This is a genomic window from Methyloceanibacter marginalis, from assembly GCF_001723295.1.
Taxonomy (GTDB): domain Bacteria; phylum Pseudomonadota; class Alphaproteobacteria; order Rhizobiales; family Methyloligellaceae; genus Methyloceanibacter; species Methyloceanibacter marginalis.
Window position 1 is genome coordinate 1 of the sequence record NZ_LPWD01000244.1, and the last position, 12,134, is coordinate 12,134.

General features: G+C 64.1%; 11 protein-coding genes and 1 pseudogene. 5 read left to right on the top strand and 7 right to left on the bottom strand.

The window, feature by feature from the left end:
* The 4 genes from AUC71_RS09505 to AUC71_RS22680 all read left to right on the top strand — a co-directional run.
* The coding region (locus AUC71_RS09505) for a 6-phosphogluconolactonase (RefSeq protein WP_193427033.1) at positions 1 to 241 on the top strand (241 nt) is incomplete at its 5' end.
* Positions 242 to 359: 118 nt separating this feature from the next.
* Positions 360 to 2,573, top strand: a complete 2,214-nt coding sequence (gene glgB, locus AUC71_RS09510; RefSeq protein WP_244500880.1) for a 1,4-alpha-glucan branching protein GlgB — start codon at positions 360 to 362, stop codon at positions 2,571 to 2,573.
* 36 nt (positions 2,574 to 2,609) lie between these two features.
* Entirely contained in the window at positions 2,610 to 3,941 is a 1,332-nt protein-coding gene (locus AUC71_RS09515; protein ID WP_069624073.1) for an NAD(P)/FAD-dependent oxidoreductase, read from the top strand.
* A 10-nt stretch (positions 3,942 to 3,951) separates the two neighbouring features.
* A complete protein-coding gene (locus AUC71_RS22680) occupies positions 3,952 to 5,475 on the top strand; it encodes a class I adenylate-forming enzyme family protein (RefSeq protein ID WP_083238242.1) in 1,524 nt (507 codons plus the stop codon).
* A 165-nt stretch (positions 5,476 to 5,640) separates the two neighbouring features.
* Here the strand turns inward: AUC71_RS22680 and AUC71_RS22685 are convergent.
* The 6 genes and pseudogenes from AUC71_RS22685 to AUC71_RS20280 all read right to left on the bottom strand — a co-directional run.
* Positions 5,641 to 8,028, bottom strand: a pseudogene (locus AUC71_RS22685) (efflux RND transporter permease subunit); the annotation flags it as partial.
* Positions 8,029 to 8,054: 26 nt separating this feature from the next.
* The gene (locus tag AUC71_RS21960) at positions 8,055 to 8,663 is read right to left on the bottom strand and encodes an efflux RND transporter permease subunit (RefSeq protein ID WP_069624075.1); all 609 of its coding nucleotides are present in this window, start codon (positions 8,661 to 8,663) and stop codon (positions 8,055 to 8,057) included.
* The gene (locus tag AUC71_RS09530; RefSeq protein WP_069624076.1) at positions 8,660 to 9,589 is read right to left on the bottom strand and encodes an efflux RND transporter periplasmic adaptor subunit; all 930 of its coding nucleotides are present in this window, start codon (positions 9,587 to 9,589) and stop codon (positions 8,660 to 8,662) included. The genes AUC71_RS21960 and AUC71_RS09530 overlap by 4 nt, the downstream gene beginning before the upstream one ends.
* On the bottom strand, positions 9,495 to 9,803 hold the full coding sequence (locus tag AUC71_RS19460; protein WP_158007781.1) for a hypothetical protein: 309 nt from the start codon (positions 9,801 to 9,803) through the stop codon (positions 9,495 to 9,497). The genes AUC71_RS09530 and AUC71_RS19460 overlap by 95 nt, the downstream gene beginning before the upstream one ends.
* A gap of 25 nt (positions 9,804 to 9,828) precedes the next feature.
* Positions 9,829 to 10,029, bottom strand: a complete 201-nt coding sequence (locus tag AUC71_RS20275; RefSeq protein WP_069624077.1) for a hypothetical protein — start codon at positions 10,027 to 10,029, stop codon at positions 9,829 to 9,831.
* Positions 10,030 to 10,046: 17 nt separating this feature from the next.
* A complete protein-coding gene (locus AUC71_RS20280; RefSeq protein WP_069624078.1) occupies positions 10,047 to 10,238 on the bottom strand; it encodes a GbsR/MarR family transcriptional regulator in 192 nt (63 codons plus the stop codon).
* A gap of 404 nt (positions 10,239 to 10,642) precedes the next feature.
* Between AUC71_RS20280 and AUC71_RS09545 the strand changes: the two genes are divergently transcribed.
* Positions 10,643 to 11,098 carry an RrF2 family transcriptional regulator gene (locus AUC71_RS09545; protein ID WP_069624079.1) on the top strand — a complete coding sequence of 152 codons (456 nt, stop codon included), beginning with the start codon at positions 10,643 to 10,645 and terminating at the stop codon, positions 11,096 to 11,098.
* Here the strand turns inward: AUC71_RS09545 and gcvA are convergent.
* Positions 11,095 to 11,997 carry a transcriptional regulator GcvA gene (gcvA, locus tag AUC71_RS09550; RefSeq protein WP_069624080.1) on the bottom strand — a complete coding sequence of 301 codons (903 nt, stop codon included), beginning with the start codon at positions 11,995 to 11,997 and terminating at the stop codon, positions 11,095 to 11,097. The two genes, AUC71_RS09545 and gcvA, sit on opposite strands and share 4 nt — an antisense overlap.
* Positions 11,998 to 12,134 lie beyond the last annotated feature (137 nt).

Consider the following 12,134-nt stretch of genomic DNA (forward strand, 5'->3'; position numbering starts at 1 on the left):
CAAAGTCCGCGACCGGTGGGTCGCGCCGGTGCCGAAGGGCCGCACCGAGGAGCGCGTGACCCTCACTTATCCCGCACTCGATTCCAGCCACGTGGTCGCGTTCCTGGTGTCCGGCGAGGGAAAGCGCGAGATCCTCGACAAGATCCTGTCGGGCGATGACAGCTTTCCGGCTGCTCATATCCGACCGGTGGGCGAGGTTCTCTGGTTCGCCGATCGGGCCGCCGCGGGCCGCTGGGCTTGACATTCTCGATGATCGTGCCTGCCCCTCACATGTGCCCGACTTTCACTTTCCGCGACGGAACGTTAGACTTGCTCAACGGTTTGCCTTTCAGCCCCCAACTTCCATCGATGGTAGACTCTTGACTCTCCCCGCCGAGAAACGCGCAGATCATTGGATCCCGAGCCGTGCGAGCCTTGAAGCGCTCGTGCGCGGCGAGCATGGCGACCCGTTCTCGATCCTCGGGCTGCATCGCAGCCGCGCCAGCGCGTCTCTTTGCGTCTTCCAGCCCGGCGCGGCATCCGTCACGGCCATCGATCCCGAGACGGGCGAGGAAGTCGCGCTCGAACGGCTGAACAAGACGGGCGTCTTCGGCGCGGAAGTGCCGGACGGATTTTCACAACGCTACCGCTTGCGCATCGTCCGCGACGGAGAGACGGTCGAGATCGACGACCCCTATCGCTTCGGACCCATTCTCGGTGAGCTCGATCTTCATCTCTTCGCCGAGGGCAATCATTTGCGCCTTTACGAGAAGATGGGCGCGCATGCCATCACGCATGAAGGCGTGGACGGCATCAGCTTCGCGGTTTGGGCGCCGAACGCCAGGCGCGTCAGTGTGGTCGGCCCGTTCAACGACTGGGACGGCCGCCTCCATGCCATGCGCAACCGCGGCGATTCGGGCGTGTGGGAAATCTTCGTTCCCGGCCTGGGACTCGGCGAACTCTATAAGTATGAGTTGCTCGGACCGGACAAGAAGCTCCTGCCTCTCAAGACCGACCCGTTCGGCTTCTACCAAGAGCGCCCGCCGGCCACGGCCTCCGTGGTGCATGGCCTGCCGCGCCGCCCGACGCCCGTCGGCACGTGGCAGACGGAGCGCGAAAAGCTGCACAGCATCAACGCGCCGATCTCCATCTACGAAGTGCATCTCGGTTCCTGGATGCGCGGAGACGGCAACAGATTCTTGAGCTACGCGGAGCTTGCCGACCGGCTGGTTCCCTACGTGCAGGAGCTCGGCTTCACCCATATCGAGTTGATGCCCGTCAGCGAATTTCCGTTCGACGGCTCCTGGGGTTATCAGCCCATCGGCCTGTTCGCACCGACCTCGCGGTTCGGCACGCCGGAGGACTTCGCCAATTTCGTCTCGCGATTCCACGCGGCGGGGATCGGCGTGCTGGTGGATTGGGTCTCGGCGCATTTTCCGACCGACGCGCACGGGCTCGCCCGTTTCGACGGCACGGCGCTGTACGAGCATGCGGACCCGCGCATGGGCTTCCACAAGGACTGGAACACGCTCATCTACAATTACGGGCGGCGCGAGGTCTTGAACTTCCTCCTGGCAAATGCGCTGTTCTGGCTGGAACGCTTCGGCATCGACGGCCTGCGCGTCGACGCGGTCGCATCCATGCTCTATCTCGACTACAGCCGCGAGCCGGGCGAGTGGGTGCCGAACATGTTCGGCGGCAACGAGAATCTCGAAGCGATCGCCTTCCTGAAACGGCTCAACGAGCTTGTGTATGCCGAGCGGCCCGGCACCACGACCATTGCCGAGGAATCGACCGCCTGGCCAGGTGTGTCGCGCCCCACCTATCTCGGCGGGCTCGGCTTCGGCTTCAAATGGAACATGGGCTGGATGCACGACACGCTGAGCTACATGCAAGAGGATCCGATCCATCGCCGGTATCACCACGACAAGCTGACTTTCGGCCTGCTCTACGCCTTCTCGGAAAACTTCGTGCTGCCGCTGTCGCACGACGAGGTGGTACACGGCAAAGGCTCGCTGATCGGCAAGATGCCGGGAGACCGCTGGCAGAAATTCGCGAACCTGCGTGCCTATTACGGATTCATGTGGGGCCATCCCGGCAAGAAGCTGCTGTTCATGGGCGGCGAGTTCGCGCAAGAGGCGGAATGGAACCACGACCATAGCCTCGACTGGCATCTGCTCGACGACGGCATGCATCGCGGCGTAAAAGCGCTGATCGGCGATCTCAACCGGCTCTATCGGGAGACGCCCGCGCTGCACGCTTTCGACACGGAGAGCCGCGGCTTCGAATGGGTCGACGCATCCGATAACGAGGCGAGCGTGATCTCATTCCTCCGGCTGGGCGACGACGACGACCCACCGGTTCTGGTGGTGTCCAACTTCACGCCGGTTCCGCGCGAGCATTATCGTATCGGCGTGCCGCAAGGCGGCCGCTGGGTCGAGCGCCTCAATACGGACTCGGCGGACTATGGCGGCTCCGGCGTGGGCAATGGCGGCGCCGTCGAGGCGGATCCAAAACCGTGGCATGGACGCCCCTATTCGCTCGACCTGACCTTGCCGCCGCTCGCGACGCTGATCCTGGAGCCCGCCGGCTAGGCCAGCCCCAAGCCAAGCCATGCGCTCGACCGCCCCATGACCGCTCCGCCCCTCACGCTTCGCGATCTCGCTGCCGGCCATCTTGGCAACGAGGCTTCGGTGACCTATGCGCCGTATTGGTGGGATGCCGCCCCGCGCCTGGAAACGCTGGGTCCGGCGCTGCCGGCTAAAGCGGACGTGGCGATCATCGGATCCGGCTTACGCCTCTCTGCCGCGCTGACGCTGCTCGACAAAGGGCGCGAGGTCGCGGTGCTCGATCGCGGCGTGCCGGGCTACGGCGCCAGCACCCGAAACGGCGGCCAGATCGGCAGCGGCAACCAGAAGTTCAGCGTCAAGCGCCTGATCGCGTTGCGCGGCGAAGAAAAGGCGGCCGCCCTCCTGCGCGAGGGCACGCGCATGCTCGACTACATCGAACATCTCGTGGAGACCGAAAAGATCGACTGCCACTTCCGGCGTTGCGGACGCTTCCGCGGCGCCATGCGGCCGGAACACTACGAGGCGATGGCGGCCGACATGAAGGACCTGAAACGTGTCGCCGGTGTGGAAAGCTTCATGGTTCCGCGATCCGAGCAGCAAAGCGAGATCGGCTCGGCGGTCTTTTTCGGCGGCTCGGTCCTGCCGAACGACGCTTCGCTTCATCCGGCGCTCTATCATTCCGGCTTGATGCAACGGGTCGAGGCCCGCGGCGGCGCGATCATCGGCAACGCAGGCGTCCGAAAAATTGCCCGCGAAGCGAGCGGCTTCCGGCTGGAGACGGACGCGGGGCCAATCCAATGCCGGGACGTTCTGGTCGCCACCAACGGTTATACCGAGAACCTCGTGGACACGCTCAAGCGCCGGATCGTCGCCATCCGTTCGGGTCTCATCGCGACTGAAGAGCTTCCGGCGGACCTGACCGCACGGCTGATGCCCAAGAACCGCGTCTACGGGAATACCAATCGCGTGTTCTATTATTTCCGCGTGTCGCCGGACGAGAACAGGATCGTCTGGGGCGGCCGGGCAGTCGGAGCGTCCGGCGCCCGCGCGTCCGCCATTTTGGCGCACGATCTCCTCACCGTGTTCCCGGACCTCGGCGATATCGCCGTCACCCACGCCTGGGACGGACAGATCGGCTATACCCACGACGCGCTGCCGCATCTCGGGCGCATGGCGGACGGCATCCACTACGCGGTCGGCTATTGCGGCACCGGCGTCTCGCGCGCCACGTATTTCGGGCACAAGATCGCCTTGCAGATCGTGGGCGACCCGGACGGACGGACGGCTTTCGACGATCTCGCCTTCCCGGCTTTTCCGTTTCACCCCATCGCCAAGCGCGCCGTCCCGCTCGTCGCCGCCTGGTACCGCTTGCGCGACACGATGAAGATTTAGCAGACGGCCGATGCACGCGATCTTCGACCACGGCCCGCCACCGCCCTGCCCGGCGCCCTTCAATCTGGCGGCCTACGTGCTCGGGCATGCCTCAACGCATGGCGACAAGATCGCGCTCAGCGTCATCGCCCCCGACAGTGCCGAGCAGTGGAGTTACGGAAGACTTGAAGCGGCCGTCTTGGGAACCGCGCGCGGACTGCTCGACGCGGGCTTGCGGCCCGGCGACCGACTGCTCATGCGGATCGGCAACAGCGTCGAGTTCCCGATCTGCTATCTGGCCGCGCTCGCCGCCGACATCGTCCCGGTGCCGACCTCATCGCTCTTGACCGCACCCGAGGTCGCCCAGATCGCCCAAGACATCGCGCCGCGCCTGATCGTGGCGGAGGACGATATCGCGCTTCCTCAAAACCCGCCCTGCCCGGTCCTGACCGCGAAGGCCATGCGGGCCATGTATGCACTTCCACCCGCGCCTTACGCGATGGGCGATCCGGAGCGCGTCGGCTACATCGTCTACACATCCGGGACTTCGGGGCAGCCGCGTGCGGTAACCCATGCCCATCGCGCGATCTGGGCGCGCCGCATGATGTGGGAAGGCTGGTACGGGCTCACCGATAGCGACCGTCTGCTGCATGCCGGCGCGTTCAACTGGACCTATACGCTCGGGACGGGGCTGCTTGACCCTTGGACGCGCGGCGCGACGGCGCTGATCCCCGGCAAGGGGGTGACTCCGGACCAACTCGGTCTTCTGATGCAGAAACACGACGCGAGCATCTTCGCCGCGGCCCCTGGCCTCTACCGCCGGCTCCTCAGAACGAAGCTGCCGCCGTTCACAACGCTGCGCCACGGACTGTCCGCCGGCGAGAAACTGCCGGAGGGCACGCGCGCGGCCTGGGAGGCCGCAACCTGCACGCCGGTCTACGAAGCGTTCGGCATGTCGGAGTGCTCGACCTTCGTGTCCGGTTCGCCCAACCATCCTGCCCCGCCCGGCACGTTGGGCTATCCGCAAGAGGGGCGCCGCGTGGCGGTGCTCGGCGACGATGGACCTGCCGGCTTGGACGCGCCGGGCATTCTCGGCGTCTCGAAGCGCGACCCTGGGCTGATGCTGGGCTATTGGGACGCCGAAGAAGAAACGGCCCAGCGCTTCCAGGGCGAATGGTTCCTGACCGGCGATCATGTGCGCATGGGCCAAGACGGCGCGCTCACCTATCTCGGCCGAAGCGACGACATGATGAACGCGGGCGGCGTGCGGGTCTCGCCCATCGAGGTCGAAGCTGCGCTGAACGCCCATCCCGCGATCCTGGAAAGCGCCGCCGCGGAAGTGACGGTCAAGGCCGATACCACGGTCATCGCCGCGTTTTATGTCTCGGAAGATCGGATCGATACGCACGTGCTGGAAGATTTCGTCGCCGGCCGCATCGCCCGCTACAAATGCCCGCGCATTTATGCCCGCGTCGAGACGCTGCCCAAGAGCGCGAATGGCAAACTGCTGCGGCAGCGCCTCCGCGAGACTTACGAAAAGACCGGTCGGTCTTAAGACGTGGCGCCTATCATTCTGCCGCCTGCGGCCGGGCGCCATGGCCGGATCGCTCCGCCCAACGCTGGCGCGCCGCTGCAACCATGCCGACGCGTTGTCCCCCATCATGAGGAGGCAAGGCGTGAGCACGAGCGTCAGCACGGTGGCGAATGTCAGCCCGCCGGCGATGGCGCTGGAAAGCTGCGTCCACCATTGCGTGGACGGTGCGCCGATCGAGACATCCTGACCGATAATGTCGATGCTGAGGCTGAACACCATCGGCATGAGACCGAGAACCGTGGTGATGGAAGTCAGCAGGACCGGGCGCATGCGCTGGGCGGCGGTGCGCAGGATGGCCTCCTTGGGCGGCAACCCTTGCGCCTTCATGTCATTATACGTGTCGATCAGAATGATGTTGTTGTTCACGACGATGCCGGCCAGCGCGATGACGCCGATACCGCCCATGACAATGCCGAAAGGCTGACCAGTGACCAGCAGGCCCAACATGACGCCAGCGGTCGAAAAGATGATCGCGCTCAGCACAAGTCCGGTTTGATAGAAACTGTTGAACTGGGTCAGCAGGATTACGGTCATGGCAAAGATGGCGATGACGAAGGCGTTGAGAAGGAAATTACCCGCCTCGCGCTGATCCTCGTCCTGCCCTTTGAAGCGCACGGTCACCGCCGGGTCGAAATCGGCCTCGGCCACCGCCGCCTTCAGCTTGCGGACCTGATCGTCGACCAACAGACCTTCGGCGACGTCGGCCTGGATGGTGATGACACGACGGCTATCGGTGCGGTTCAGATTGCCGGTCTTCGGCGCCGGCTCGAAGCTGACGAAGTTGCCGATCGGAACTTGCCCCTTTGCAGTCGGCACGCGCAGCCGGTTGAGCTGCTCCAGATTGCGTTCGGCAAGCGGGAAGCGCAGGCGGATGTCGACCTCCTCGTCGGCATCGTCGGGCCGGTATTCCGCGACTTTGATGCCGTTGGTCAACATGGTGACCGCATCGCCGAGCACGGCGACATCGGCGCCGTTGCGGGCCGCCCTTTCCCGGTCGACCTTGAGCCGCCACTCGATGCCTGGCAGCGGCCGGCTATCCTGCGCATCAACGAAGCCGCCGATTTGCTGCATCATCCGCCGCAGCTGCTCGACGGTCTCCGGCATTTTTTCCGGCGCGCGGGAGCTTACCTGTAGCTCGACCGGTTTCCCCGCTGACGGTCCGCCCTCCTGCTTGCGGACTTCCAGGATCACGCCGGGAATATCGGCGGTCAGCTCGCGAACCTCTTGTAGGATCTTCGACGCAGGCGGCCTGGTGCGCCAGTTGGTGAACTCGAACTGGATGATGCCGATCACGTCCTCGGGCGCTTCGGTCTGCGACGGCCTTGCCCCGGATCCCATTGTCCGCGCATACACCGCCTCGAAATAGGGCAGCGCCAAAATTCTGCTCTCGACCTTGCGCACCACGGCGTCCATCTCCAGGACCGATAGATCGCCACGGGCCCGTACCTGAACTTGCGCCAGGTCGGGCTCGACATCCGGAAAGAACTCTACGCCCCGGCCGAACATGCCGAACGCCACATAGGTCCCAATCAGAAACACCACGGCGACGGCAAGGATTTTCGCCGGATGCGCGAGCAGGCGTTTCAGCGTGCCGAGATAGAGCCCCGCCGGGCCCTTTATGGAGTCGAGATCGCCATCCTCGGCGGCTTTGATCGCCGCGAGCAACTTGCCGTCATCTTTGTTGGCGCGGCCGATGATACCGCCGAGCACCGGGATGAAGACCAGCGCCATAGCCAACGACGCCGCCAGCGTCACGAGAACCGTGATCGGCAGAAACTTCATGAACTCGCCGACGACGCCCGGCCAGAACAGCAACGGCAGGAAAACGACCAGCGTCGTGGCCGTCGAGGCGATGATGGGCCAGGCCATGCGCTTGGCCGCCTCGGCATACGCGACTTTGCGGTCCTTGCCTTCGGCCATTTTGCGGTCGGCCAGCTCCACGGTGACGATGGCGCCGTCCACCAGCATGCCGACCACGAGGATGAGGCTGAACAGGACGACGATGTTCAGCGTGAGGCCCATCCCGTAGATGACCAGGATGCCGGCGAGGAACGATCCGGGGATAGCGAGCCCAACGAGAATGGCCGGCCGCACGCCCATGGCCGCGACGATGACGATCATCACCAGAACGATTGCCGCTATCACGTTGTTCTGGAGGTCGCCGAGCATGTCGCGGATATTCTCGGACTTGTCCTGCATGAAGGTCACGTTGACGCCGGCGGGCCAGTTTGCCTGCTCCGCCGTTACGACCTCGCGGACGCTTTCGATGGTCTCAATAATATTCGAGCCGACGCGCTTCTTGACCTCGAGGGCCAGCGCGGGCGTTCCGCCGACCCGGGCAAACCCTTGCGGATCCTTGTAGGTCCGGCGCACGGAGGCAACATCACTGAACTTGACCACGGTGTTGCCGGAAACCTTGACGGGGAGGTTGAGCACATCGTTGACCTCCTCGATGACGCCCGGCACCTTCAGCACCATGCGGCCTGCCGCGGTTTCCAGCGCGCCCGCGGCCACCAGCCGGTTGTTGCGCTGGATCGTAGTCAGACGTCGGCAAACGACACATTGTAGGTTTCGAGCACCATGGGATCGACGATGATCTCCAGCAGCTCCTCCCTGTCGCCGCCGATATCGACCTCGAGCACGCCACTGAGGCCTTCGATCTTGTCCTGCAGGTCGCGGGCGATATTGACCAAGGTGCGCTCCGGCACGTTGCCGGACAGGCCGACGGTCAGCACCGGGAACAGCGCTACGTTCACCTCATGGACGCGCGGCTCGTCGGTTTCGGGCGGCAGCTCGGCCTTGGCGATGTCCACCTTCTCGCGCACGTCCTGGAGCGCCTGATTGGGGTCGAAACCCGCATCGAATTCGAGCGTGACCGAGCCGTAGCCTTCCGCGCTGACGGCGCGCATCTCCTTGATGCCCTCGATGGACTGAAGCTCTTTCTCCATCGGGCGGACGAGCAATCGCTCGGAATCTTCGGGCGAAATGCCCTCATAGGTCATCGAGACGTAAATCACGGGGATCGGGATGTCCGGCTCGGACTCCTTGGGGATCGAGATATAGGCGACCGTCCCCATCACGATGATCATGACGAAAGCCAGCGCCACCGTGCGGGTGCGCGTAAAGGCAGCGTCGATCAGGGCATTCATCGTCTGGACGTCGGCTCTTCGACGCTTCCCGTGGAAAGAAGAGCTGCCGCTTCCCGCGACCCGTCAGGGTCGGCTTGGCCTTGCTCCTCGGCGACCTGGACCTCTTCGCCGATCTGAACGAAACCATGGCCGAGGGTGATGATGCGCGCCTGGGGCGGCAGGCCCGTGATCCAGGCGCCGTCGACATCCGACAACACGATGGATGCCGTATGAAAGGTGACCTTGTTGTGTTCGTCGACCGTCTTGATGCCAAGCTTGCCTTCGTCGTTGAGCGACAGAGCCGCCGGCGAAACGAAATGTGCCATGACGGTTCCGGTCGGCACCTTGGCCTCGGCGCTGATGCCCGAAGGAATCTCGCCGTTCGGGTTGGGCATCTCGACCTCGACGCGGAACGTGCGCGTGTCTTCATCGGCCCGCGCCGCGATATAGCGGATCTTGCCGTCGCGCTGCTGACCGGTGGCGAAAGTCACGTTCGCGGGCTGGCCGAGCTTCAGGGCGGAGACATCCTGCTGCGGAATCCTAATGCTGACCACCAAGGGATCGTTGTCGACAATGGTCGCCACCTCGCCGTTCACATCGACATAGGCGCCGAGCTCCATGGGGCTCGACAGCACGACACCTTCGAAGGGCGCCTTGATCTCGATACGCTCGAGCTCGATGCGCGCCTCCTCCAGCTCAGCCCTGGCGGTCTGTAGCGAGGAAAAGATTTGATCCGCCTGGCGTTGCGTCTGATAGCCCTTCTTGCCGAGAGACTCGGAGGCTTCGTAGGCGCTCTGCTGCTCGCGGACGCGCGCCTCGGCGCGCAGAAGCATTGCCTTGCGGTCGTTGGCTTCAAGCCTGACGATGACGTCGCCGGCAGCGACGCTGGCGCCCTCGTCCGCAAGTATTTCGGAGATCTGGCCTTTGGTCTCGGCGCGGATCGTCACCGTCCGGTTCGGCTCGGCTGCCCCGGGCCACGATGAACTGCTCGACCGGCTTGGCCTCTTGGGTGCGCACCGACACGGTCACCGGCGCGACGGCCTTGGCGACAGCGGGTTCATCGGGGGTCTCTTTGCCCGCCGACTTCATGGCATAGCCGCCGAGCACCCATGCGGCGATGCCGAGGGTCAAGAGCGCAGCAATGACATATGACTTGTTCACAGACCTAACTCCTACGGCGTCGCGTTCAAGCAGGTTGCGTCGCGCCTTCCCGTCTTTGGGGAGCCAAGCTCGCCCGCTTCTTGTCCCACTCTTCGATGACAGTCACGAAACTTTCGATTAGCGCCTCGTAGAAAGCATCGAGTTCCGCGAGCCGCTCTTGCGCACCAACCAGATCGTCTGGAAGCGCCTCTTGCGCGCCCCCTACCACCTCGCGCGCACGGCGCATCCGCTCGACGATTCCCCTCACATCCGCGCATAAGGCTGGCGGCTCAGCCTGAAATAGTCCTGCCGGTCGCCGGGTACGGCCGTGCGCTCGAGAACGCCCAGGTCTTCCAGCAGCCGCGTGTTCGTGCTGATGCTGGCCCGGCTTACACTCAAGCGTTCAGCCAATTCGGTGAAACCGAACGGCCCCCCATGCACGATCATCAAGCCCATAATGCGGCCAGCAATGCGCGGCAGGCCGTCGGCTGGGTGATCAGACCCATGCGCTCGACGAATTCGGAGATCGCCTGTTCGGTGTCGTGTTCCATGGCTGGAGATATGATCTATCTTGTTCGTTCAGTCAAGACTGAACATTCTGATAGTTAACGCCAGATAACGCCTGGGCGATCTGAGACCCCCGGGAATCAACCGGTTTTTCAGAGCCTGGCAATGGCCGGCTGGCCGACCTAAGACGTTCGCTCGACGGCGATGGAGCCAACTCTAGACATGCCCACGATTTACGAAGTCCGACGGCTGGCACTGTAATCCGCTTCTCTTCGGCTAGGGAGAAACATGGACCGCTGATATATGTTAGGGTGCCGCAAGGCTTGCGCCGCGCCTTGACCCGGAGAGACCTCATGCGCTTGACCGTCTACACCGACTACGCATTGCGGCTCTTGATGTATCTGGCTCTGAAGGACGACGGGCTGGCGACCATCGAGGAGATCGCAGACAGCTACGGCATCTCCAAGAACCATCTCATGAAGGTCACCCACCAGCTGGGCGTCGGCGGCTACATCGAGACCGTGCGCGGACGCCGTGGCGGCTTGCGGCTGGCAAAACCCGCCGAGGAGATCGGGCTTGGCGATGTGGTCCGTTATACGGAACCGGATTTCGCGATCGTGATGTGCCTCGAGCCTATCGATGCCGACTGCGCCGTGCTGCCGCGCTGCGTGTTGCGCCGTGCACTGGAGCGTGCGCGCGACGCTTTCATGAAGGTTCTCGATGAGTATACGTTGGGCGACCTCGTGAAGCCGCGGTCCGCTCTCCGCGATCTGCTGGCCATCGCGCCTCATGCAGATGCACGCCGTTAGGACGGCATCGCGCGGCCATCGATCTCGCCGAGCAACCATTCCCTAAAGGCCGCGACACGGCGATCGTCGAGGGCCTGGATTGGGCAAACCAGCCAGTAACTGAAGCCGCTGTCATAGGTAAAATCGAAAGGCGCCACCAAGCTGCCGGTGGCGAGATCTCCTTCCGCCAGATGGCTGGGAACCAGAGCTACGCCGAGCCCCTCCGCAGCGGCGCGAAGCAGCAGCTCCGCATAGGCGAAGCTCGGACCGCGATCCAAATCAACGCCCGTGACCGCGGCCGCCCTCAACCATAGCGACCAATCCTCGGGGTGAGAGCTGTTATGCAAGAGCACATGGTGCGCCAAATCCGACGGTTCTTTGAGTGGGACCGGGCCCTGTAGAAGCCCCGGGCTGCAGACCAGGATCAGGGACTCCGCGATGAGACGCTCGCTATGCAGCCCCGGCCAATCGCCGCGCCCGTAGCGGATCGCCAGGTCGACGTCGGAGCCCGCGAACTTGGCCACCTCGAGACTGGCGTCCAGGCGCACCTCGATATCCGGGTACCGGCGTCTGAACGCGCCAAGGCGTGGGATCAGCCACCGGACGGCAAATGTGGGGAGCAGGCTGATCGTCAGGGGCTCGTTGGGCGACGGGCGCCGAAGGTCCGCTATGGCCGTGGCGAGGCGGCCCAGCGCGGCCTGGATTTCCGGAAGGAAGGCTTGGCCCGCCGGCGTGAGCGAGACCCCGCGCGTGCTGCGCTCGAGGAGACGCACGCTAAGCGCCTCTTCCAGCGCGTGGATCTGGTGGCTGACCGCCGACCGGGTGATCGACAGTTCCTCCGCCGCCTTGCGGAAGCTCAGGAGCCGCCCGGTCGCCTCGAACGCCCGCAAGCTTGGCAGGGGCGGAATGGGGTGGGCCATCACTGGTGAGCCTGCCTTGACGGCTAGTGAGAAGGCTTCGCTATGCATTCCAAATGTTGCCGCCTAATACTAGTGAACTGACATCACCAATCAATAAGGGACGTGGAGCGAACTTCGGCATGAAACCCATCCGCATC